The organism is Rhodococcus sp. Ni2, assembly GCF_021352185.1.
GTDB lineage: Bacteria > Actinomycetota > Actinomycetes > Mycobacteriales > Mycobacteriaceae > Rhodococcus_F > Rhodococcus_F qingshengii.
In genome coordinates, this window is the sequence record NZ_WOXZ01000002.1 from 188,982 (window position 1) to 210,771 (window position 21,790).

The 21,790-nt window shown below is 62.4% G+C and carries 22 protein-coding genes and 1 riboswitch; of the genes, 10 read left to right on the forward strand and 12 right to left on the reverse strand.

Annotation, left to right across the window (positions count from 1 at the left end):
- Nucleotides 1-14: 14 nt before the first annotated feature.
- Both GN300_RS14465 and GN300_RS14470 read right to left on the reverse strand, forming a co-directional pair.
- A complete protein-coding gene (locus tag GN300_RS14465) occupies nucleotides 15-794 on the reverse strand; it encodes an enoyl-CoA hydratase (RefSeq protein WP_003945899.1) in 780 nt (259 codons plus the stop codon).
- The gene (locus tag GN300_RS14470) at nucleotides 791-1,780 is read right to left on the reverse strand and encodes a nitronate monooxygenase family protein (protein WP_063315059.1); all 990 of its coding nucleotides are present in this window, start codon (nucleotides 1,778-1,780) and stop codon (nucleotides 791-793) included. Before GN300_RS14470 ends, GN300_RS14465 begins: the two co-directional genes overlap by 4 nt.
- A 339-nt stretch (nucleotides 1,781-2,119) precedes the next feature.
- Here GN300_RS14470 and GN300_RS14475 point away from each other — a divergent pair, with 339 nt between their 5' ends.
- Both GN300_RS14475 and GN300_RS14480 read left to right on the forward strand, forming a co-directional pair.
- Nucleotides 2,120-3,343: a TetR/AcrR family transcriptional regulator gene (locus GN300_RS14475; RefSeq protein ID WP_233405645.1), complete on the forward strand. Its 1,224-nt coding sequence runs from the start codon at nucleotides 2,120-2,122 to the stop codon at nucleotides 3,341-3,343.
- A gap of 98 nt (nucleotides 3,344-3,441) precedes the next feature.
- Nucleotides 3,442-3,876: an OsmC family protein gene (locus GN300_RS14480; protein ID WP_042923588.1), complete on the forward strand. Its 435-nt coding sequence runs from the start codon at nucleotides 3,442-3,444 to the stop codon at nucleotides 3,874-3,876.
- Here GN300_RS14480 and GN300_RS14485 read toward each other — a convergent pair.
- The gene (locus GN300_RS14485) at nucleotides 3,851-4,333 is read right to left on the reverse strand and encodes a hypothetical protein (RefSeq protein ID WP_042923589.1); all 483 of its coding nucleotides are present in this window, start codon (nucleotides 4,331-4,333) and stop codon (nucleotides 3,851-3,853) included. The two genes, GN300_RS14480 and GN300_RS14485, sit on opposite strands and share 26 nt — an antisense overlap.
- Nucleotides 4,330-4,845: a DUF4352 domain-containing protein gene (locus GN300_RS14490; RefSeq protein ID WP_003945701.1), complete on the reverse strand. Its 516-nt coding sequence runs from the start codon at nucleotides 4,843-4,845 to the stop codon at nucleotides 4,330-4,332. Before GN300_RS14490 ends, GN300_RS14485 begins: the two co-directional genes overlap by 4 nt.
- Before the next feature lie 24 nt (nucleotides 4,846-4,869).
- On the opposite strand from GN300_RS14490, the gene GN300_RS14495 reads away from it, so the two are divergent.
- The 3 genes from GN300_RS14495 to GN300_RS14505 all read left to right on the forward strand — a co-directional run bounded on the left by GN300_RS14495 (nucleotide 4,870) and on the right by GN300_RS14505 (nucleotide 7,648).
- On the forward strand, nucleotides 4,870-6,225 hold the full coding sequence (locus GN300_RS14495) for a sensor histidine kinase (RefSeq protein ID WP_054781748.1): 1,356 nt from the start codon (nucleotides 4,870-4,872) through the stop codon (nucleotides 6,223-6,225).
- A gap of 48 nt (nucleotides 6,226-6,273) precedes the next feature.
- Nucleotides 6,274-6,927: a response regulator transcription factor gene (locus GN300_RS14500; RefSeq protein ID WP_042451934.1), complete on the forward strand. Its 654-nt coding sequence runs from the start codon at nucleotides 6,274-6,276 to the stop codon at nucleotides 6,925-6,927.
- A gap of 91 nt (nucleotides 6,928-7,018) precedes the next feature.
- Nucleotides 7,019-7,648, forward strand: a complete 630-nt coding sequence (locus tag GN300_RS14505; protein WP_228232432.1) for a DsbA family protein — start codon at nucleotides 7,019-7,021, stop codon at nucleotides 7,646-7,648.
- Here the strand turns inward: GN300_RS14505 and GN300_RS14510 are convergent.
- Both GN300_RS14510 and GN300_RS14515 read right to left on the reverse strand, forming a co-directional pair.
- Entirely contained in the window at nucleotides 7,627-8,895 is a 1,269-nt protein-coding gene (locus GN300_RS14510; protein WP_020968367.1) for a GAF domain-containing protein, read from the reverse strand. The two genes, GN300_RS14505 and GN300_RS14510, sit on opposite strands and share 22 nt — an antisense overlap.
- 77 nt (nucleotides 8,896-8,972) lie before the next feature.
- A complete protein-coding gene (locus GN300_RS14515) occupies nucleotides 8,973-9,752 on the reverse strand; it encodes an acetoin reductase (protein ID WP_054826788.1) in 780 nt (259 codons plus the stop codon).
- Nucleotides 9,753-9,972: 220 nt separating this feature from the next.
- Between GN300_RS14515 and GN300_RS14520 the strand changes: the two genes are divergently transcribed.
- Nucleotides 9,973-11,118, forward strand: coding sequence for a hypothetical protein (locus tag GN300_RS14520; protein ID WP_042451931.1), 1,146 nt, complete (start codon nucleotides 9,973-9,975; stop codon nucleotides 11,116-11,118).
- A 140-nt stretch (nucleotides 11,119-11,258) separates the two neighbouring features.
- Nucleotides 11,259-13,094, forward strand: a complete 1,836-nt coding sequence (locus tag GN300_RS14525) for an NAD(P)/FAD-dependent oxidoreductase (protein ID WP_063315164.1) — start codon at nucleotides 11,259-11,261, stop codon at nucleotides 13,092-13,094.
- A 59-nt stretch (nucleotides 13,095-13,153) separates the two neighbouring features.
- Here the strand turns inward: GN300_RS14525 and GN300_RS14530 are convergent, their stop codons facing one another.
- The 3 genes from GN300_RS14530 to mhuD all read right to left on the reverse strand — a co-directional run bounded on the left by GN300_RS14530 (nucleotide 13,154) and on the right by mhuD (nucleotide 14,676).
- A complete protein-coding gene (locus GN300_RS14530) occupies nucleotides 13,154-13,930 on the reverse strand; it encodes a CbtA family protein (protein WP_063315058.1) in 777 nt (258 codons plus the stop codon).
- The gene (locus GN300_RS14535) at nucleotides 13,921-14,115 is read right to left on the reverse strand and encodes a CbtB domain-containing protein (protein ID WP_003945915.1); all 195 of its coding nucleotides are present in this window, start codon (nucleotides 14,113-14,115) and stop codon (nucleotides 13,921-13,923) included. Before GN300_RS14535 ends, GN300_RS14530 begins: the two co-directional genes overlap by 10 nt.
- A gap of 24 nt (nucleotides 14,116-14,139) precedes the next feature.
- Nucleotides 14,140-14,279: riboswitch (cobalamin riboswitch) on the reverse strand.
- Between the two features lie 88 nt (nucleotides 14,280-14,367).
- The gene (gene mhuD / locus GN300_RS14540) at nucleotides 14,368-14,676 is read right to left on the reverse strand and encodes a mycobilin-forming heme oxygenase MhuD (RefSeq protein ID WP_007726927.1); all 309 of its coding nucleotides are present in this window, start codon (nucleotides 14,674-14,676) and stop codon (nucleotides 14,368-14,370) included.
- Nucleotides 14,677-14,721: 45 nt separating this feature from the next.
- On the opposite strand from mhuD, the gene GN300_RS14545 reads away from it, so the two are divergent.
- On the forward strand, nucleotides 14,722-15,459 hold the full coding sequence (locus tag GN300_RS14545; protein ID WP_042453393.1) for an alpha/beta fold hydrolase: 738 nt from the start codon (nucleotides 14,722-14,724) through the stop codon (nucleotides 15,457-15,459).
- On the opposite strand, the gene GN300_RS14550 is transcribed toward GN300_RS14545, so the two are convergent.
- Nucleotides 15,444-15,869, reverse strand: coding sequence for an HIT family protein (locus tag GN300_RS14550; protein ID WP_003945905.1), 426 nt, complete (start codon nucleotides 15,867-15,869; stop codon nucleotides 15,444-15,446). The genes GN300_RS14545 and GN300_RS14550 overlap by 16 nt on opposite strands.
- Nucleotides 15,870-15,908: 39 nt before the next feature.
- Nucleotides 15,909-18,596 carry a LuxR C-terminal-related transcriptional regulator gene (locus GN300_RS14555; protein WP_082845683.1) on the reverse strand — a complete coding sequence of 896 codons (2,688 nt, stop codon included), beginning with the start codon at nucleotides 18,594-18,596 and terminating at the stop codon, nucleotides 15,909-15,911.
- Nucleotides 18,597-18,820: 224 nt separating this feature from the next.
- Between GN300_RS14555 and GN300_RS14560 the strand changes: the two genes are divergently transcribed.
- Together GN300_RS14560 and GN300_RS14565 are read left to right on the forward strand one after the other, a co-directional pair.
- On the forward strand, nucleotides 18,821-19,732 hold the full coding sequence (locus GN300_RS14560; RefSeq protein WP_063315057.1) for a hypothetical protein: 912 nt from the start codon (nucleotides 18,821-18,823) through the stop codon (nucleotides 19,730-19,732).
- A gap of 59 nt (nucleotides 19,733-19,791) precedes the next feature.
- Nucleotides 19,792-20,817, forward strand: coding sequence for a hypothetical protein (locus GN300_RS14565; RefSeq protein ID WP_230793165.1), 1,026 nt, complete (start codon nucleotides 19,792-19,794; stop codon nucleotides 20,815-20,817).
- On the opposite strand, the gene GN300_RS14570 is transcribed toward GN300_RS14565, so the two are convergent.
- Nucleotides 20,814-21,695 (reverse strand): A/G-specific adenine glycosylase, encoded by an 882-nt coding sequence (locus GN300_RS14570; RefSeq protein WP_007726916.1) that lies wholly within the window; start codon nucleotides 21,693-21,695, stop codon nucleotides 20,814-20,816. The two genes, GN300_RS14565 and GN300_RS14570, sit on opposite strands and share 4 nt — an antisense overlap.
- Between the last annotated feature and the right edge of the window lie 95 nt (nucleotides 21,696-21,790).

Consider the following 21,790-nt stretch of genomic DNA (forward strand, 5'->3'; position numbering starts at 1 on the left):
AAAATTCGCAGTGATTACTTGAAGTGGGGTGCGCGTTTCTGCAGCATCGCCATCGCGCCTTCTTTGAAGTCCTCGCCAGTGAGAAGTTCTGCCTGACCGGTATTTTCGAGCTCCAGCGCAGCATCGAGGCGGTCCAGTGTCGCCGCATTGAGTGCGCGCTTGGTGAGTTCGAGGGCGCGTCGGGGAGCCTTCGACGTGCGATCGACGACGGAGTCGACGAGTGCGTCGAACGCGTCGTCGGCGACGGTGCGGGACACGAGCCCGAATCGCTCTGCGTCCTCGGCGGAAACTCGCTCGCCCAGCAATGCCATCTCGGCCGCTCGGGCACGTCCGATCGCTGCCGGTACCAACGCACTGGCGCCGCCGTCGGGCATCAGGCCGATGTTGACGAAGGAGAGGAGGAAATAGGCGCTCGATGCGGCGTACGTCAGGTCCGCGGCTAGAGCGATGGACACTCCGACGCCGGCGGCCGGGCCGTTGACCGCGGCGATCACCGGGACCGGGGCGCTGGTGATGGCGCGAATCAGCGACGTCGCCGCATCCATGACGACTTTCGGGTCTGCGGGGTTGACGGCCGCTGCGGCGAGGTCGGCTCCGGTGCAGAACGCTCGACCGGATCCGGTGATGACGATGGTGCGAACGGCCGGGTCTGCGCCGCCGTCGTGGACGGCAGCTGCGAAAGCAGTCATCGTGGGCAGATCGATCGCGTTCATCCGCTTCGGGCGGTCGAAGGTCAATCGCAGTACACCGTCGGTGATTTCGGAGCGAAAGCCCGTCTCGGCGGTGGCGGTCATGCCGCGCTCACAGCGGTGACGAATCCGGAAAGCCGTGAGGTGATGAGGTGTTCGGCCTCCGAGACCATGCGGTCGATCATGTCTGCGACGGTCGGGATGTCGTTGATCAATCCTTGGCTCTGTCCGGCGGACCAGATGCCTGCATCGAGGTCGCCGTCCTCGAAGACCTTGCGTCCGCGGGCTCCGGCTACCAGATGCTGAATGTCGCTGAACTGCGCATCGCCACGTGCTTCGATGTCGACGACCTCGGCACTGATCGCATTCGCGGCTACGCGCGCGGTGTTGTGAAGGGTCCGGAAGATGAGCTTGGTGTCGCGTTCGGTGTTTGCGACAATCTGCTCTTTAACCGATTGTGCGACAGGGGATTCCACGGTACACATGAAGCGAGTTCCCATGTTGACGCCGTCTGCTCCGAGCGCAAGCGCCGCGACGAGTCCACGTGAATCTGCGATTCCGCCTGAAGCGATCACCGGAATCGTGAGTTGCTGCGTGGCCGCCGGAATCAGAATGAGCCCTGGTATGTCGTCCTCGCCTGGGTGCCCGGCGCATTCGAAGCCGTCGATGCTGACGGCGTCGACGCCCAGTCTCTCGGCCTTGACCGCATGTCGAACTGCAGTGCACTTGTGGATAACCTTCACGTCTGCGTCCTTGAAATGCGGAAGATGATCGATCGGATTGGAACCGGCGGTTTCGACGATCTTGATCCCGGATTCGATGATCGCCTGGCGGTATTCGGCGTACGGCGGCGGCGTGATCGACGGCAGAATAGTGAGATTGACGCCGAAAGGCTTGTCGGTGAGATCGCGGGTTCGAGCAATTTCCTTGACGAGGTCTTCCGGTGTGGGTTGGGTGAGGCCCGTCAAGAACCCGAGGGCGCCGGAATTTGCCGTGGCCGCAACAAGTTCTGCTCGTCCCACCCACATCATGCCCCCTTGCACGATGGGATGGTCAACGCCGAACATTTCGGTGAAGCGAGTGCGAATCATCTGCTCACAACTACTTTCTTACGGTCGGTCATTCGGCTTCGAACCCTCTTGCGGGCGAGGAAAACTTCACGCCGCAGGGAACGAGCCCGCCAGCGGACTACGTGCGAGGTTATGCGAATCGTCACTAACATAACACCGCTGAGAGAGCGGGTGTCAAGACTCTTTTTCCGGAATCCGTCCGCCGCTACAACTGCGTTGTAGGGTTTCGGGTGAAGCAGTACCGGGCGCGAATTGCGACCTTCGCGACGGTTAACATGATCCGTTCGGACTCGCGCCCGTGGAAGTGCGGTGCAGCGGACGAAGGCAGTGCAAGAGAAAGCAACGGAAGTGGAGGGTCAGGTGCCCGGACAGACACGCGTCTCCGTGCGTGGCAGCGACCCTGCACCACGGACGCGTCCGAAGAATCGGAAGGCGCAAATCGCGGCCGCTGCTGCGGAAGCATTCAGCGAACGTGGCTACCACGCGGTGGGCATCGACGAGATCGCCGCGAAGGTCGGAATTTCCGGTCCGGCCCTCTATCGTCATTTCCCCACGAAATACGCCCTGTTCGTCTACACCGTGAACAACCTGACGCAGGCGTTGTTGGATGCCAGCGATCCAGCTGTGCACGGAAACGAAAATCCACGCGAGCAGTTGAACTCCACGATGGTGGGTGTCATCCGCGCGACGATCGAGAATCGGCGCCGGGGAGGGCTCTACCGATGGGAGGGCAGGTACCTGGTCGACGAGGATCGTGAGCAATTGCGGGTGGGAATGCGCACGCTCAATCTTCGGATCGCCGAGCCGCTGGCAGCGGTTCGTCCGGAACTCGACCCGGCGGATGTAGAACTCATCGCGCCCGCCGTGCTCAGTGTGATCGCCAGTATCACCGGTCATCGATCCGCGTTGTCCGCCAAGCAGATCGAAGCGCTGATTCTTGCGGCATGCTGGTCCGTCATCGGCGTCGAATTGCCCGCTGCCGAGGAGGACGGCGCGAGGGCAGGGGCGTCCGAACGCAAAACAGGCCTCGTACGGACGTCGAAACGCGAAGTGCTGCTTCAGGAAGCAGTGTTGCTGTTCTATCAGCGCGGCTACCACGACGTGAGCATCGAGGAGATCGGTGCCGCGGCGGGTATCAACGCGTCGAGTGTGTATCGGCACTTCGCGAGCAAGGCCGACCTTCTTGCTGCGGCCTTCCACCGTGCGTCCGATCGTCTGACTATGACGTTGGGCTCGGCGTTGGCTGAGTCGGAGACTCCTCTCGCGGCCGTCGAGACGTTGGCGAAGATGTACGTCGAGGTTTCGTTCGGAACCAGCGAACTGTTGGCCGTGTACTTTGCCGAGATCGGCAGTTTGCCGGATCGATCACGGACCGAGTTGCGCAACATTCAGCGTTTGAACGTCGAGGAGTGGGCGCACTTGTGTGTCGAGGCGCGTCCGGAGTTGTCGATCGTCCAAGCGCGGTTTCTCGTCCACGCGGCGCTCGGACTGGTCTTCGACATCGGCCGAATCGTGCACTTTTCCTCGGAGAACTCCGCGCAGGCCCGCGTCGAGAAACTGCTGTCCGCGACGCTCCTCGGGTAGTCCCGTCCGAAACAGTAGGTGTGACTTCACGTATCGCGGGTAGGTTCGTGATCGCAAGGCGTTCACCGAATCATGTGAAGACGGAAGTAGGGACAGCAATGCCAACTCGTACCGCACGCACCGCCTGGAACGGCACCCTCGAGGCCGGATCGGGACAGGTGGAACTCACCAGCTCGGGCGTCGCCACCTTCGACGTGTCGTTCCCCAAGCGCGCAGCTGAGGAGGCCGGCGGAACCACCAGCCCCGAGGAACTCATCGCCGCGGCGCATTCGTCCTGCTACGCGATGCAGTTGTCGGCCCTGATCGCCGAGGCCGGCGGGACCCCGCAGAGCCTCGACATCACCGCGGACGTGTCACTCGGCCCCGACGCGGTCGGATTCAAGCTCACCGGAATCAAGCTCACCGTTCGCGCCGAGGTCGACGGCCTCGACGCCGACGGTTTTGCCAAGGTTGCCCAGGCGGCCAAGGAAACCTGCCCGGTCAGCAAGGCACTGACCGGCGTAGACATCACGTTGGATGCGGCCCTGGACTGATCATCTCGCGCTCGGGCGCCCCCTCCGGCGCCCGAGTGCGGTGGTGTGTGACGACCAGGTAGCTCGCGAACAGGATCGGGAGCACCCACAGGTCCGAGGGATCGCGATAGACCAGGATCGGCAAGAGATCTCCGCGGAATCCTCCTGCGGTCAGGCGGAGAAACCCGATCACCCACTCGTATGCGTCGCCGATCGGCGATATCACCTTCACGGCGGCGAAGCCGATCCCCGTGACTGCGATGGACCAGGCGATCGCTGCTCGCCCCACCAGACTTCGCCTGAGCACCTCGAGAACCGAGAGCAGAAGCAGGGGAAGCAGGAACACACCGGCAACGTCGGACAGCTTGCCCGTCATCGTGTTCCCGAATGCCCCTTTGAGTACGTGGTCGTTGATCAAGATGACGGCCACCGAGACCAGTGCCCACGGATTCAGCAGCAGATCGCCCGGACGGTTCACGACAGGTTGATGGTTGCCGAGCCGGACGAGAACAGATCGCACTTGAACTGAAGGCGCAGACCGGTGGCGGCTTCGGGGACCTCGTACGCCAATTCGCCTCGTTTGGCAGCGCCCGGCGCGAGCTCTCCGTCGACACTCGAAGTGCTGCTGTCGGTGAACGTGATGTTGTACGACTTGTTTGCCGAGTCCTGCAGTTCGAAGCACATCATCGACGAGACCGTCGACGGCTTGTCACTGTTGTTGGTGACCTCGGTGTCGACCACGACGTAGCGGTTTCCGGGATCAGCGGTGATGAACTGATTGGTCGAGACGTAGGGATCGACGACGCCGTGTACCTGGACGCGCCAGTCGCCCAGTTCGACGACGTCACCGATTCCGAAGGCGGCCGCAGGTGCGGCGGAAGAACCGTTGTCGTCGACCTTCTTCGCTTCGTCGGTCTCGCCCGAGGCGATGGTTGCGAACAGGGCTGCGCCGACGGCGAGGAGGGCGAGGGGAGTGCGGAGTGATCGCATGATGTGCGCCTTTCGAGAGTTGGTATGGCACAAGTCAACGATGTGAGGACTGCTCACCGCTTCGGTCGAAAGATCGGTCCGCCTCATCCTTTCGGTCGGAGCCTGGCGGTTCGTCCACCCGTTCGGCTGATTCGAGGCGTCGGTGGCGGTGGATACGCTTGCTCGGTGATCACCACCAAAGGAACCGTTGTGCGACGACGCGTATGGACTACCGCCGCTGTCGCGTTCAGCCTGTTCTGTTCCTTCATGACGGTGGGCATCGCAGGCGCGTCGGGAAATATGCCACCGGTATTGGTCGGTATCGGGTTCGTCCTGGGCGTGGCCGGTGGGATATCGCTTGTGTGGCGCCATCAGTATCCCTGGGTGGTTCTGGCGATCACGCTGGTCGGCCCGTTGTTCTTCCCCACCGATGCGACGGCGGCGCTCATCGCATTGTTCGCCGTTGCTCGGATCGCGCGTGGGCCTCGGCTTGCTGCCGCTGCGGCAGCTGTCTTCGTCGCGTGCGGAATTTCGTTGACCTACGACGCTTTTCGCAATCGTGAGTACTCCGTTCTCACGATGGGAACGATGAAACCCAAGGACGGTTCGGCGGTTGTTCAATACGACGTCGCCATCTGGATCCCGTGGCTCGTCGCAGCCGTTATGGTCGGCATCGTCGTGGCGCTCTCGCTCCTGATTCGGACCAGAACCGAACTCGTCGAGGCCGAACACGTACGGGATCTTGCCACCGAGAAAACAGACGTGATGCGCGACGAGATGATTCGCACCGAGGAACGAACGCGGATCGCGCGCGACATGCACGACACGATCGCGGCCAGTCTGAGCCGGATTTCGTTGTTCGCCGGTGGGTTACAGGTCAGCGCGGCAGACAATCCCGAGAAGGTCGTCAACACCGCTGCGATGATCAGAACCACCGCGCACGAGGCTTTGGACGAATTGAAGGGAATCGTCGGAGTGCTCAGGGGAAGCGGTGATCGCCGCGAACACGGCGGGCACCAGGGGATCGACGCGATCGGCGATCTGGTCAACGGTGCACGCGCCGCGGGCATTCACTGCCGTCTCGAATCGGAGTTGCTCCCGGGTGATGTCGGAATGTTGGCGGGGCACGTCTGTTATCGCGTCGTTCAGGAATCGTTGACCAACGTCCAGAAGTACGCGAGCGACCAGATGCTCGTCATTTCGGTGACCGGGTCGCCGCACGACGGAATTCGTATCCTCGCACGCAACAAGCTGAGCGAGCTTGCACCCATGACGTCGATCGGTTCGCGGTCCGGCTTACGCGGGTTGGCCGAACAGGCAAGAGAAATCGGCGGCAAGGTGGAGGCAGGCGCGCTGGGGGACGATTTCCTCGTCAGTTGCTGGGTGCCCTGGTCGTCGTAACCCTCCCACCCTCCGACCGTCGGGGGCTCTGGGTAATCTGAGCGCACTATGGACGCTGACTCGCGCATCACAGTTTTGATCGTCGACAACGACGCCTGGGTTCGGCGCGGAATGAAGGACATCCTGGAAGCAGCGCCGGACATCGTGGTGGTTGCCGAGGCCGAGGACGGCGATCAGGTCGCAGCCAAAGTCACTCGGTTTCGTCCGCACGTGGTGCTGATGGATCTGAAGATGGCACGGGTCGGTGGCTTGGAGGCCACCCGAGAGTTGATGACCATGAGCAATCCGCCGAAGGTCATTGCGATGACCGCCTTCGACGTCGACGACATGGTCGTGCAGGCGGTCGAGGCGGGCGCGCACAGTTTTCTGAGCAAGGACGCGGCCCCACAGGCGTTCCAGCAGGCAGTACGGGTGGTGGCGTCGGACCACTCGTTGTTCAGCTCCGATTCTCTACGTGCCATCGTGGCCTCGGCGCCGCGTCGGCAAGCACCCGACCTGACTCCCCTCGCTTCGCTCACTGAGCGTGAGCGCGAAGTGCTGACAATCCTGGCGACAGGCGCGGCCAACAGCGTCATCGCGGAGCGGCTGTACCTCGGTGAGACCACCGTCAAGACGCATATCTCCTCGTTGTTCGCCAAGCTCGGTGTGCCCAACCGGGTGAGTGCGTCGTTGATCGCGTTCCGGTGTGGTCTGGTCACGTGATTCTGTGACCTCGTGACGTGAGCCGGGACTAATCCCGACCCTGTTCGTTGTTGCACCTTCGGTGACTGATCAAATCGTGATTGACCAAGACGTGACCATCGAAGTGTGGTCTGACGTCGCTTGTCCGTGGTGCTACATCGGAAAGACCAGGTTCCTTTCGGCTCTGGATCGTTTCGAGAACAAGGACCGCGTCAACGTCATCTGGCGCTCGTACCAGCTCGCTCCGGAGACCCCGGTGGGAGAGGGACGAACCGAACTCGACGCCTTGGTCGAGATGAAGGGGATGGCGCCTGAACAGGTACGTCAGATGTTCGCCCACGTCAGCGCGACGGCAGCCGAGGTCGGCTTGACCTTGGACTTCGACACCGTGATCGCCGCCAACACCTTTGATGCGCACAGGTTGCTGCATCTCGCGGGTGAGCGGCAGAACGAACTCCTCGAAGCGCTGTTCAAAGCGCACTTCAGCGACGGCAAGGTGATCGACGACCGTGAGGTGCTGGTCGAGCTGGCCGTGAGCGTCGGCCTCGACGCCGACGTCGTGCGCGAGCAACTGGGCTCCGATGCCGCAGCCGAGGCTGTTCGCGAAGATCTGTCCATGGCCCGCCAACTGCAGGTCAGCGGCGTTCCGTTCTTCGTCGCCAACCGTGCGGTCGCAGTATCCGGCGCTCAACCCGAAGAGGTGTTTCTGCAGTTGCTTACTCAGGCCTCCGAACCGGCCTGAGTAAGGCGAGCGGCACGAACTGCCGGGGCGTTCGAGAACGGCAACAGATGTGCACCGTCGTCGGGGCAGGAAAGCGTGACGTGCGCTGCATCGACGAACCGGTACGGCTGCGCTGCAACAACTCCGGCAAGGTTCTTGCGCAGACGCGACATCTCGGCCCGCGCGGTCACCGTGCGGGCCGGGTCACCGAAAAGATCCTGCGCCAACCGCGATGCGGTCAGCCCACGCCTCTCGGATCCGAGGAGAAACAGAATCTCCGCATGCCGCTGGGTCGGGGAGTAGGCCCATTCGCCCAACCCCGACGTGACGGTCACCGACATGTTCTCGGAATCGCGCAGATCGATATGCACCGTGGGCGCACTGATTTTCTCGCCGGTGGCGATCGGCCGGACCACCCACCCGCCGGGAAGTGGATCCAGTTCGCACAGACCCAAAGCGGGGAACCACGTCCTGCCGGGAGCCAAAGCCGCGGGGAGCAGCACGCGCGAGCGATGAGGTAGCGCATCGACCGCCGCTACCCAGCCATGAGTATCGATCACCAATGCCGGTGATCCGCTACGTGCAAGCATCGGCCCTGCAACAGAACGCAATTGATCGAGATTGTCCCGATGCTTGTCGCGTAGGTGTGATTGCGCGAGGCGTGCGACGGCGTCGACCAGAGCGAGTGTGGTGGGGTGGACGGTCTTGGCGGGACCACTGATGTCGACGACGCCGATGACACGGTCGTCCCGCGGATCGCGGATGGGTGCCCCCGCGCAGGTCCACGGATGATGGCTGCGCGCATAGTGTTCCGCCGAGAAGATCTGAACCGCTTGTCGTGACACCAATGCCGTTCCGATGGCGTTGGTGCCGACGCTGTCCTCGGCCCAGTTCGCACCCTCGACAAATCCCAGACGCGCAGCTTGGTCCAGTACTCGATGGGACCCGCTGCGCCACAGTACAGTTCCGCGAAGATCTGCGACGACCATGATGTTCTCACCGCTCGCGGTAACTGATTCGAGTCCACGCGTCACGTCGTCGAGCACGTCGTACAGTCCGGACTCACGACGACGGAGATCGAGTTCGGCGACGTCCATGGACGGTTCGACCCGGTTGTGTTCGGGGTCGATACCTAACTCGCGCAGGCGTTGCCACGATTGGCGGACCACGTCCCTGGGGCGGGCCGGTGCGCGGTCTCCGGCCATCGTCGCGTCGTACACCGCGGCGAGGGTCCTCGCGTAGTCGCGAGGATCCTCGCCGGGCGGCATCGCGGGCTCGGGCAACCGCTTTTTCAGCGAAGATACCGTTTTCAGCGAAGGCACCGCTTTCAGTGAAGACACCGCGGTCAGCGGTAGACGAGGCCGCCGTCGATGAGACCGGCCTGACCGGTCATGTAGTCGGAATCGGGCCCGGCAAGGTACGAGACGAAACCGGCGACATCGTCGGGGGTTTCAGCTCGACCCAGCGCAATTCCGCCGACGAACTTCTCGTAGGTGGCGCCCTCTGGTGCACCGGTCAATTCGGCGAACCTCTTGTCGATCGTCACCCACATGTCGGTGCCCACGACGCCGGGGCAGTACGCGTTGACGGTGATTCCGTCGGACGCGTATTCCTTGGCTGCAGCCTGAGTGAGGGCCCTGACCGCGAATTTTGTTGCGCTGTAAACACCTAACATGGCGAACCCGTCGTGACCGGCGATGGATGACGCGTTGATGATCTTTCCGCGCTGACCCAGAGCTTGGAACTTTGCTGCTGCAGCTTGAATTCCCCACAGGACGCCGTCGACGTTGACGCTCCAGATCTTGGAGACCTCTTCCGGCGTCGCGTCGGAGATCGGGCCGACGAGAGCGATTCCCGCGTTGTTGACGATGACGTCGAATCCGCCCAATTCCTGGTGTGCATGTTCGACGGCTGCGTGAACCCGCGCGCGATCGCTGACGTCGGCGACAAACGTCGTTGCACGACGGCCGATCTGTCTGATCTCGTCGGCAACCGCATCCAGCTTGGTCTGGTCGAGGTCGACCAACGCGATGTCGGCGCCGTCGTGGGCGAGGCGGAGAGCGATTCCGCGTCCGATGCCTTGGCCGGCGCCGGTGACCAGTACTACCTTGCCCGTGATGCTCATGCAGTTTCTCCTCGTAAGCAGTGAACCAGTCGGTTGTGAACCGGTGAGTGATTTGTATGTGACGGCGACCACAATGCGGAAGGGTTGCACCGTGTTGCAATTCCGCAGAATGGGGCAGCGGTTGCAACCCTCGGCAACCCTCCCGGTACCCCGCGCGACGGCTCCATAGTTGCGCCACCACTTCGCGAATCATCTTGCGAGACAATCTGGGAGAGGGCACATGACCGCTACAGTCGACACACCCACGGAACCGGCCACGCCGAGCCGACAACCGTCACGCCGCTGGATCGGGTTCGGGATCGCGAACCTCGTGATCGTTCTCGTGCTGGCCGTGGCGAGTTGGTACCTTCTGGCCGATCCGACCACCAGTCCCTGGAGTTTCTATCCTCTGCCGTTCAACGCGGCGCTTTTCTGGGCAATCCTTTTTGTGGTGTTCATCGGCTTCAATTGCGAGTTCGCCGGCTTCGACCGACTCCCGCAGCCGGCGAAAGGCCTGGCGATCATGGTCGCGACCGCGGTCTTCGCCGTCGTGGTGACGTGGCTCCTGGCAAACGGCTTGGGGAGTTTGTACCCGGATTTCGCGGCCGATCGTGAGGGCGGCCTCGGATATTTCGCGGGTGCGCTGTTCGTACTCTTCGGCTTCGGGACCTGGGTGATGGTGGTCCTGAACTGGCAGCATTGGCCGTGGACTTCCCTGGGGATGAAGCAGCCGTTGGTGGGTTTGTGTGAGATCGCGTTTGTCGCCGTCCCGACGCTGGCGCTGTACTTCGTGTTCGGTCTGCCGTCCGTGTCGCTGTCCGCCACGGATCCGTTGATGACCGTCGACACCGTGCTCGGGTGGTTCTACTGCGTCGTGGTGGTCGTGATCCTGACTGGCCAGACGCTCGACAACTGGCCGTGGCGACTGTTCGGCGGTGGGGGAAAGACGGCGCTCGCAGCCACGATCGGTAACTTCGCCGTGGGAACCGGCTTGTACTTCGTGGCGCTTCCAGTGGTGAAGGCACTTTTGGGAAGCGATGCCGTTGCCGAGTTGGGTGGTGTGGTCCATCAGTTCCCGGCGCAGCTCGGTGTGTGCTGGGCATTCTGGATGATCTTCTGGGCCAACGCCTTCGGTAACAAACCCACGGGCTTTGCGGACGGGGTCAACCTGGCGATCCGCGCGCTGCTCACGTTTGTGCTCGCGGTGGTCACATTCTTGTTCTATTACCGCTTTGCAGCAGAGCACATTCTTCACGAGCCGGCAGTTGTCGACGGATTACACGGCAATGCACTGGGTTTCGTGGATTGGGCCGTGTTGTGGACGTTGTTCTACGTTGTGGGATTTCAGTCGCTGGGACTCGGTAGATTCAAGCCTGCTGAGGGGTGAGTCGGTTGCCCGCACATCGGTGCGGGTAACCGGTATCGGACGCCGGCACCGCGTCCACTGATTGCAACAGACTGCAACGCTTGTGACCGGGGCCACTTATGGGATGTGCTGTGTGTCACATTCACAAACAAGGAGAAGTGATGACGCAAACCATCGATTCCGCAGTCACCCCCGAGGTGAAGTTGACGGCGGTGACACCTCAGGAGCGCGTCGACGCCTGGCTGGCGGATTTCGAGTCGGCCCTCGCGGCTCGTGACATCGACCGTGTGGCAGGCAAATTTGCACTCGACAGCTTCTGGCGAGACCTGGTGTCGTTCACCTGGAACATCAAGACCGTCGAAGGTCGCGAGCAGATCGCCGACATGCTCTCCGCGCGACTCGACGACACCGATCCTTCGGGATTCCGGACCACCGAGACACCCGACGAAGCCGACGGCGTCACGTCAGCCTGGATCGAGTTCGAGACTGCGACCGGTCGCGCGCACGGGCACCTTCGTTTGAAGGGAGATGAAGGTTGGACCCTGCTGACGTCGCTGCAGGAATTGAAGGGACACGAAGAAGGTAAGGGCACTCGTCGTCCGCGCGGCGCCAAGCATGGGGCAGACCCGAACCGCATCACGTGGGCCGAGCAGAAGGAGATCGAAGACCGCGAACTCGGTTACACCACACAGCCTTACGTCGTGATCGTCGGCGGCGGCCAGGGCGGCATCGCGCTCGGCGCCCGGATGCGTCAGCTCGGAGTACCGGCCATCGTGATCGACAGCCACGAGCGACCCGGCGATCAGTGGCGCGGACGCTACAAGTCCCTGTGCCTGCACGATCCGGTTTGGTACGACCACCTGCCCTACATGCCGTTCCCCGACAACTGGCCGGTGTTCGCGCCCAAGGACAAGATCGGCGACTGGCTCGAGATGTACACCAAGGTCATGGAGGTTCCGTACTGGAGTTCCACGACCTGCACCTCGGCGTCGTTCGACGAGAAGACCCAGGAATGGACCGTCGAGGTCAACCGCAACGGCGAGAAGCTGACGTTGCGTCCTAAGCAGTTGGTGATGGCGACGGGTATGTCCGGCAAGGCCAACGTTCCGACGTTCCCCGGGCAGGACAAGTTCCTCGGCGATCAGCACCACTCGAGCAAGCACCCCGGCCCGGATCAGTACGTGGGCAAGAAGGTCGTCGTGATCGGGGCCAACAACTCCTCGCACGACATCTGCGGCGCACTGTGGGAGAACGGTATCGACGTCACGATGGTGCAGCGCAGCTCGACGCACATCGTGAAGTCGGATTCGCTGATGGATTTGGGCTTGGGCGATCTGTACTCGGAGCGGGCACTGGCCGCCGGCATGACGACACACAAGGCGGACCTCACGTTCGGTTCGCTGCCGTACCGGATCATGCACGAGTTCCAGATCCCGGTGTACGACGCAATCCGTGAGCGCGACAAGGATTTCTACGATCGCCTCGAGAAGGCGGGCTTCGAACACGACTGGGGCGACGACGGTTCGGGCCTGTTCATGAAGTACCTACGCCGTGGCTCGGGCTACTACATCGATGTCGGCGCTGCCGAACTGGTTGCCAATGGAGACATCAAGCTCGCGCACGGCAATGTTCGTGAGCTGACCGAGAACAGCGTGATTCTCGAAGACGGTACGGAATTGCCTGCCGACGTGGTGGTCTACGCGACCGGTTACGGCTCGATGAACGGCTGGGTGGCGGATCTGATCGGTCAGGACACCGCCGACAAGGTCGGCAAGGTGTGGGGCCTGGGGTCGAACACCACCAAGGATCCGGGACCGTGGGAAGGCGAGCAGCGCAACATGTGGAAGCCGACGCAGCAGGAAGCGCTGTGGTTCCACGGAGGCAATCTGCACCAGTCGCGCCACTACTCGCTGTACTTGGCGTTGCAATTGAAGGCGCGTTACGAGGGCATCCCGACGCCGGTGTACGGACTGCAAGAAGTGCATCATCTGAGCTGAAAAAGAACTGCTGTGCGCCTTTATTAACCGCGGGAGGTTAATAAAGGCGCACAGCAGGTTCAGCGAAGGGCGTACTTCTTTGCTACTTCGGTGTCCTTGGTCGCGCGCTCGGTGAGGAAGGCGAATGCCAACCCGAGCACGAGCCAGAGCGTCGCCTGCGTAGCGAGCGAGGAAAGTCGGAACTCCCACAGCAGAGTTGCCGGGAAGTCCTCGCCCACCTCGTTGATGCCGGGAAGCGAGACGTAACCGATCGCGACGATCACCAGGAACGCAGCCACCGGAGCAGCGATGCGCACGCTGAGGAACTCGTGCCCGGAAACTGCCTTTGCCGCCGCTGCTGCCGCGGTGACGGACAGCAGCCCGAGAATCACGGCGGCCAGCCACAGCAGTGTGCGCTGGTTGATGGTGTCGGGATCTCCGACGGCCGGCGGATTGGCCGGGTACTTGAAAAAGGGGACGGCCTCGATAGCCAGCCAACCACCGACGGCGATGGCGATCGCCAACAACGGCCCGGACATTCCGGTGAGTCGTCGAGCATAATTGGCAACGACCGAGAAGATCGCCCCGAGTGCCAGTCCGGCAAGCGCTGTGGCCAGGAACAGCCCGGCGCGCTGCCCGTCGCGGCTCACCAGTGGTTCTTCTTCGTCACCGTGCGAATGCCCAGCGGCTTCGCCGGAAACCTCACCGGTGGCGCTGTTGGCTTCTTCGATCGCAATGGCAGCGTTGACGTGCGGTTCACCCAGCACGAATGCAACTCCGCCGGCAAGGATGCCTGCGATCAGACCAGCCAACAAACCACGAATGAGAAGCTTCGTGAAATTGTCGACTAGTGGCACGGCAGGCCCATCAAGTGTCGACCGTCGTGCATCAATTCATGCATGTACATGCCGGTGCGAGAGATAGCGCCCTGGTCGAATCCGACCAGGTAGAGAGCCAGCATCGCGAACAGAACCACTGCAGCGGCGAGGAAAGCAAGACGAGTCGAATCGATCGACGTATCGGGAGAATAGGCGAGAGCCATCGAAGCCTCCTGGGATTTTCGCGTCCCCTAGGTCCATGCGATGGCCGAAGTGTCTGGCTGTCGAAATAGTCGTGCCGAAAAAGGCACTTCACCTCGAATTACAGTGGCGCGACCGCTCCGGGCTTTCACCGGATTCCTGTCGGACCATCGCGTTTACATGCGAACTTTTGCACTACAGCCCGCACCGTGTCAACGCGTGAAGCCGAGATGACCGTCGATTGTGCTCGCCAAGGCAGGCACAATCGCTCGAGATCAGCTCTTTGCGGCGACGTCCAGGACAACTTCGAATTCGAGCAACGACGCACCCGAAGCGACGGGCTTCGCGCGCTCGCCGGAATGGGCTTCACGGGCGGGGCCGTCACGCCAATCGGCGAACGCCTGCTCGGACTCCCATTGGGTCACCACGAAGTAGCGGCTCTCACCGGCGGTGGGGCGGAGGAGTTGGAATCCGAGAAAGCCCGGGGAGTTCTCGACTGCGTGAGCGCGTGCTGCGAAACGCTTCTCCAGTTCGGGGCCGGCGCCCTCGGGGACCTCGATTGCATTGATCTTCACGACTGCCATGCAAGCGACATTACCCGCGCACCTTCACCGCGTACCGTGACACTCGTGTTGCATGACGAAGGTGGAACGGGACAACCGATTCTGTTGTTGCACGGCCTCATGGGCAGCTCCCGAACGTGGCGTCGCCAGGTGCCGTGGATCCGCGAATTCGGCCACGTCTACACCTTCGACGCTGCCGGTCACGGCAGGCCGGCGCCAGCGGCACTGACTACCGAGGCATTCGTCGAGGACCTGACATCGGCGGTTGCGTCCATCGAGGAGCCGATGATCGTGATCGGTCATTCGATGGGGGCTCTGCATGCGTGGTGCTTCGCCGCCGCGCATCCCGAAAAGGTTTGTGCGCTGGTCCTCGAAGACATGGCCCCGGACTTTCGTGGACGCACCGCTGCGGACTGGGCGCAGATGATCTCGGCGTGGCCGCAGCCGTTTGCTTCCGAGGAGGCGATGAAGGAATTCTTCGGCCCCGTCGCCGGCCAGTACTTTCTCGATTCTTTCGACCGCCGCGACGACGGGTGGTACCTGCACGGCGACGTGTCGACCTTCCGCGACATCTCGGAGGAGTGGGGCACGAGGCATTTCTGGGATCAGTGGAAGGCGATCGAGGTGCCGACCTTGCTGATCGAGGGAGAGTTCACCATCACCCCCGAGGGACAGATGCGAGAGATGGCCGAGAGGCCGGGAACTCGGTACGTACGTATTGCCGATGCAGGCCACCTGGTCCACGACGATCAACCGCAGCGCTATCGCGAAGTGGTGACGGAATTCCTTCAGACCGTGAGCTGACTTCGGATCGACGCGCCCACCTGCTCCAGCTCGACGGCTCGCCTGGCGAGGAGTCCAGCAGCGAACTTCGCCTTGTCGCCGCGATGGCGGGGGACGACGTGCAGGTGCGAGTGGAACACGGTTTGGCCCGCGGCACGCCCGTCGTTGACGAGAAAGTTGACTCCGTCAGCGGCGATGTCGCAGCGGCGTAGAGCTCCGGCGATGAGCGTGCCGACGCGGAACATCTCTGCGCCTTCGTGACTTTCGAGAGCATCGAGGTTCTCTGCATGACGCTTGGGGACCACCAGGGTGTGTCCGCGACTCACCGGCCGTGCATCGAGGAATGCGAGAGTTGTCTCGCTCTCGTGAACGAGAATCGCCGGCTCGGTCAGCGCGACGATCTTGCAGAAGACGCAGGAATCGGTGCTCATGCCTACAGAATGTAGTCCGAAATCAGATCCGACCCCGGACTACAGCAAGCGCAGTTGGCGTGCCCTCGTGATCGCTTCGTTTCGATTGTGTACGTCGAGCTTCTTGTAGAGAGTGCGCAGTTGAGTCTTGACGGTGTTGACGGACACGTACAGTTTGTCGGCCATCGCAGCCGACCCCATGCCGAGCGCCAGGAGTGAGAGGACTTTCTGCTCGCGTTCGGTCAACTCCACGATATGTACGAATTCCGGAAATGATTCCGCAGGCGACCTTTTCGAGAACTCGGCGAGTGCACGCGATTTCGTTTCGGCCATCGATTCGAGTTTCTCGACGTCCGCCGATGCGATGGTCGCGAACGAACGTAGAAGTCCGGTCTGATCCGCGATGCTGCACGCTCTGGACCACTCCTGAGAGGCGAGGCGTGGCTCACCCAGCTCGGAGTGTGCAACCGCTTGCACCAGAAGCGATTCCATCTGTGCCCGCGGATAGGATACGCCAGACCAGTCGAACTGGTGACACAGCGCCACCGCGGCCTCGTTCTGGCCGATCCGCTGACGTAAACGCGCCACCGACGTGAGCGTCCACGGATTGGCGGCAGGATCGATGATCTCCTTGGCCAGTGCTACGGCATTGTTCCCCTGTCCGAGAGCGAGCAAGAGATCGATCTCTGCGGATTGCAACAGAGGAAGCGCGAAAGATGTAGCCGTGTACTGCTTGGAATGTGCTTCGATCGCATTGTGGAGCAACAGTAGTGCCGCAGTGTGGTCGCCGGAGGTCAAGGCGAATTGGCAATGCGCATAGACGACGAATGCCCACAGTTCCTCGGTGTCGGACGGAAGACCGAGTTCGGTCAATGCGAGACATGCGTCGTCGAAGTCGAGTGTGTCGAGAGCAGTGAGCGCCCGTGCTGTCAGGCCGGCGATCTTGACCACAGGTTCGAGCCAACCGCCGGGGTCCGGATGCTTCTGTTCGAGTTCGGACCAGTGTGTGGCCTGCCGCGGCTCACCAGCCAGCGCCCAATTCAGGGCGGCACTTCCCGCAGAGTTACGAGCGATGAAGTCGACTCCATGAGACAGGGCGCCGTGGTACGCCATTCGAGCCTTGATCGTGGATTCTGTGAACCTGCCGCTCAATTGAAAATTGATCGCCCATTGAAGTCGCATGAGAGGGAGCTGTGCGCTGACCGCTTCCGGGTTGTTCTCCAGCGCACTGCGACTGAGATGAGACAGGCGCCTGGTGGTTTCTGCTGCGAGCCCGTACTCGCCTGCCATCCTGAGCATGATCGATTGAACGCAGGCAATGCTCAAGGCGTCCTTCGCGCCGGCTTCAGCGCCGAGAGCCCACAGTTCTGCCGGCGATTCGGGTAGCAAGTCGACTACCGTCGAGCGCTCGCTCGGATGCATCGTGAACAGTGCGCGCCCTGCCTCCACGGCAGAGTGTTTGTCCGCTGCTTCCGCCGGAATCCGTTGGAGAGCAGAGCGAACCGAGTCCAGATTGTGGACGATCATCGTCACCCAGTGTTGCTCGACGATGTCTACTGCCAGGGTCCAGTTCTGTGCCTCGACCGCGTAGTCCAGCGCCGACGCGTGATGACCGTGGTCGAGTCGGTTGTGTGCGAGGAACGAAAGACGTTGCGCCGGATCGACTCCAGCGCGCTTTTGGTGCGCGAGTATCGATCGACGAATGGCGGGAGGCAGCTCCCAGGTTTCTTCGGCTTCGGTCTCGACCCGTGACAACAACCCGGCTGTCTCCAGTATCGCCAGGCGCACGCGAATCTGATGAACGGTCTCGCCATCCTCAGGGTGTTGGGACTCGAACAGCATGGCGGCGATGTCGACGGTGATCGATCGCGCAAAGGCCGTCGCGAGCAGGAACTCGAGTTGTTCCACATGATCAGCGGTCATGAGAACGGATTTGTTCACGTAGTCGTCGATCGCCTGCGCGATGTTCTTCCTGATCATCTGCTCGCGGTTGCGGCTACCCGATGTCTGGACGGCGGGAACGGCGACACGAACCAGCGCTGGCAGCCCACCTGTCAGGGATGTGATTTGTTCGGCATCACCGTCAGTCGTGTGTACGTCAGCTTGTGCGAGCAAATGGGCGGTATCGGCTCTCGTGAACAACAGCTCACTCGCGCTTATCACCTCGTGGTCCGTGTCGAGCAGGTACGGCTCGGAGAACATGCCGAAGCCCGAGAGCGTGACCACGAGGTCCAGGTTGTGGCAGAGGGCGAGGAGTTCGATCAACTGATCGTCCAACTCTGGTTCCGATATCAGATCCGGCCTGATCAGCACGAGCAGCACGGGGCGGCTGAGGGCGTTCAGGGATTTGGCGACAGCGGTGAAAGGATCGGCGAGATCGTCGACGTCGGGCAGTGCGATTCCGGCAGCGTGGATTCGATCGAGGACAACGGCCCAGAAATCTTCGAGTGTCGACGAGGGCCGTGGGGCCGAGACCCAGACGAGTATTCGTTCGGATGCCAAATGGGCGCGCAGCCACGATGCGATCAACGACGATTTCCCGTGGCCGTTCGGTGCACGGACGATGGTCAGCGCGGCACGTCGGTCAAGTTTGTCGAAGAGCGCTTGCCGGGGAATCGACGTCGCGAGGGTGCGCCTTTCGGGAATAGCTGCCCAGTCGTGGCCGTCCATCCCGAACATCAACGCGGACCCTTTCTGCTTTCGCGCCCCGCAATGATTGAAGAGTTTGGGCGGATTGTCTCGATCCATCTATCTACAGGGAGGAGCGTAGCTGGTGCGAATCCAGAGCGTGCCATCCCGGGCAATTCACCCGGGAATTCACCCCGGCTGAGAGAAGTTCACCCACACAATCACGCCGTCACCATTGGCTTTCGAGTCCCTCGAGCGACTTCTATTGAACGTAGCTCGGGATTCGCCAAATGTGGCCGCGAGCGCCTGTCGGAGGCCCGAGAGTCAGACATCGAAGGAGCGTCGTGAGAACTCGTCTGTCAGAGGTGCGGTCGAAGGCCGTTGTCGTCGGACTCCGGCCGAGAGCGTGGCGCCGAGGAGTGCGAGGTATCGGCATAGTTGTCGTGACCGGAGCTCTGGTGGTCGGCGCTGCTGCGCTCGGCTTGCTGCCGATGCAGTCGGATGTTCGATTGGCGGCCGAGGGAGAGTTCGTGCCTCCCTTCGCCGTCGAGCTGACGGTGATTGACGGTGCACCGCCCTTCGATCCCGCTGACGGTCCAGGGCTCGATTCGGGACCGTCCAACGGCATTGTCCGAGAGGGTGATCCGGTGACGTATGTCATCGACATCGGTGTCCGGGGCAACCCGCTCTCCGACGTGGTCGTGCAACTTCCGGTGCCTCGAGGTTTCGTTCTGCCGTCCGTGCCTGATTACTGCGGAGACGGCTCGGGTGTCGACGAGGTCGGATTACATTGCCTGATAGGCAATCTGGAAGCGGACCGGTACTTCACCCGAACGGCGACGATGACTGCGGGAAAGCGGGAAGACGCCGACGGTCTACCGATCGCTGCACTGGTCACCGCAGATCGGGGGGCGGTTCGCGTGCGGTCGGGCGATGTCACGGTGCGGGTGGCGACCACCCCGGGAGTGTGTGATCCGTACGGGATTTCTGTTGGTGGTCAGAGAAGCCAGTGGGCTGCTGTCTCGGCAGATGGACGAATCTCAGGTCTGGTGACATCGGGCATCTCGGAGGCGGTGGTGATCGACGGCGTCGATCAATGCGGGCACGCGACAGCGCGGACGGTGAAACCGTTCGAGGGTCACTTCTCGTTTGTCGGACTGCTACCGGGGACGTATCGCGTCACGGTCGACGGCCGAGCGCCGGTGGATGTGGTGCTGGAACCAGGTGCAATGGCGGTCGGTGGCCTGACGTTCTGATACAGCTTCGCAGGAATGGCAACACTCGTAACAGTCAGTAGCAGTCAATGGAGGATCCAGTGCGTGAAAGCCTGGGCGTTGTATTCGAAAATCAGTCAATTTCAACAGCTCTCGTAGATGCGGACACACCCCTTCTTGGCTCGATCGACGAGTTCCGTCACCCCTGGGGTGCAGACGGGACTGTTCCCTCTCCGCAAGCGTCGGCGCGCGCACTCGCCTCCGCGGCCGAGGTCGCCACCGGTCGAGCCCTGCGCTCGAATCTGTGCCCCACCGTCGTCGGAGTGATGTGCGAGCGTGCGGACGTGCGCGAACATGTCTCGGATTCGTTGTCCTCCAGTCCTTTCGAGAACATCGAGTTGGTCAACGGTCTCGACGCACGGCTTGCCTACCTGCGGACGGTCGACGCTCTCATTGGTGTTTCGCCGATTCTCGCGTTCTGGCCGGACGGCAGTGAGACCGTGATCGCGGCCGTCGACCCGAGAGCAGGCGTCGTGGACTCGGCGCATCGTTACGACACGGCCGAGTTGCTTGCGGACAGCTCGACGTTTGCTGCGACATTGGACCTCCTCGTCGCCGAACGAGACCCTGTGCCCAAGATGCTCGTCGCGATGCTCGTGAAGGAAGACTCTCGGCAGCCGTCCGCGGAAGCCGCTGAACTGGCAGGTCTCGGCTTCCTGTTTCTCGGCGAGCGGACCCAACTGGCGATAGGGGCTGCGCTGGTAGCGGCCGATCGCGGAAGCGAAGTTCGGTCCGGTGACGGCATGGCTGTCCGGCCCGTCAACAGGGTCCGGTGGGCGGCGGCAATAGTACTGCCGCTTCTACTCATGTTGACGGGGTTGCTGATCGCTCTGTCCCCGGACGGGTCGCGCGCGGTGTCCACGGATAGCCCGAACATCGGCGCCGAGTCGGCGACCTCCACCAGCGGGCCCCCGCCCGGCGCTGCCCTACAGATTCCGACACTTGCGCCTTGCGATCCAGTGGTGCCTGCCGTTCCTGCTGTACTTCGGCGTTCTGATCCGGAAGTCGCACCGCTCCAGACCGACGAACCCACAGCCGAAGAATGCACCCCGCTGCGAGTCGGCTAAGCCGTACCCTCTCCGGCCAGCGCAAACAGGCCGTCGTCGGTCTGCTCGACCAGTCCGTCGACCAGCAGTGAATGCAACGCACGGTCACGCTGACCCGGATCGGCCGGCCAGACGATGTCGAGTTGCGCGCGCTCGACCGGACGGTGACTCTCGCGAAGAACGGCCATCAATTTTCCACGAACCTGGCGATCTGTGCCCGCGAACTTCTGCACCTTCTTGGGTGGTCCGGTGTGTGCCGGTTTGCCCGAAGCGACCCACGCGCAGTTCGGCAAAGGGCAGTTCTCGCAGTTCGGGTTCCGCGCCGTGCAGATCAGTGCACCGAGTTCCATGAGAGCTGCGCTGTAGGTGGCGGCGCGCGCACGCGTCCTCGGCAGCAGCGCCGCGACGTCGGCGAGGTCTCGCGTGTTGGACGGGTTCCCGGGTTCCGCATTGCCGTGGACGGCTCGCGCAACCACGCGTCGTACGTTGGTGTCCACCACAGGCACTCGCTGTCCGTAGGCGAAACACGCGACGGCGCGGGCGGTGTACGAACCGATTCCCGGTAGCGAGAGCAAGGTATCGACGTCTTCCGGGACCACGTCACCGTGCTCGGCAGCCAGGACGCCCGCGCATTCGTGTAACCGCAGCGCGCGTCGTGGATAACCGAGTTTGCCCCACGCGCGAAGCACCTCTGCCTGGCTCGACGCTGCCATCGCCGACGGTACCGGCCAGCGCTCGACCCACTCTTCCCAGATTGGCGCAACGCGCACCACCGGCGTCTGCTGGAGCATGATCTCGCTCATCAGGATCTGCCAGGCACTGACGCCCTCGCGTCGCCACGGCAGGTCGCGAGCCGTCTCGGAGTACCACTTCAGCAGCACCGAAGATTCCACTGCCACTGCTACCGACACACTCCTCGAACCTGCGCTCCCGGTCGACGAAGGAGACGTCGACTTGTGGGGGCCACTTTATCGGCAGTCGCCGACACGGCTGT

Coding starts and splice junctions, on each gene's coding strand:
- GN300_RS14465 (WP_003945899.1), bottom strand. CDS start 794: ATGACCGCCACCGCCGAGACGGGCTTTCGCTCCGAAATCACCGACGGT.
- GN300_RS14470 (WP_063315059.1), bottom strand. CDS start 1,780: ATGATTCGCACTCGCTTCACCGAAATGTTCGGCGTTGACCATCCCATC.
- GN300_RS14480 (WP_042923588.1), top strand. CDS start 3,442: ATGCCAACTCGTACCGCACGCACCGCCTGGAACGGCACCCTCGAGGCC.
- GN300_RS14490 (WP_003945701.1), bottom strand. CDS start 4,845: ATGCGATCACTCCGCACTCCCCTCGCCCTCCTCGCCGTCGGCGCAGCC.
- GN300_RS14495 (WP_054781748.1), top strand. CDS start 4,870: ATGGCACAAGTCAACGATGTGAGGACTGCTCACCGCTTCGGTCGAAAG.
- GN300_RS14500 (WP_042451934.1), top strand. CDS start 6,274: ATGGACGCTGACTCGCGCATCACAGTTTTGATCGTCGACAACGACGCC.
- GN300_RS14510 (WP_020968367.1), bottom strand. CDS start 8,895: ATGCCGCCCGGCGAGGATCCTCGCGACTACGCGAGGACCCTCGCCGCG.
- GN300_RS14515 (WP_054826788.1), bottom strand. CDS start 9,752: ATGAGCATCACGGGCAAGGTAGTACTGGTCACCGGCGCCGGCCAAGGC.
- GN300_RS14520 (WP_042451931.1), top strand. CDS start 9,973: ATGACCGCTACAGTCGACACACCCACGGAACCGGCCACGCCGAGCCGA.
- GN300_RS14525 (WP_063315164.1), top strand. CDS start 11,259: ATGACGCAAACCATCGATTCCGCAGTCACCCCCGAGGTGAAGTTGACG.
- GN300_RS14535 (WP_003945915.1), bottom strand. CDS start 14,115: ATGGCTCTCGCCTATTCTCCCGATACGTCGATCGATTCGACTCGTCTT.
- mhuD (WP_007726927.1), bottom strand. CDS start 14,676: ATGGCAGTCGTGAAGATCAATGCAATCGAGGTCCCCGAGGGCGCCGGC.
- GN300_RS14550 (WP_003945905.1), bottom strand. CDS start 15,869: ATGAGCACCGATTCCTGCGTCTTCTGCAAGATCGTCGCGCTGACCGAG.
- GN300_RS14555 (WP_082845683.1), bottom strand. CDS start 18,596: ATGGATCGAGACAATCCGCCCAAACTCTTCAATCATTGCGGGGCGCGA.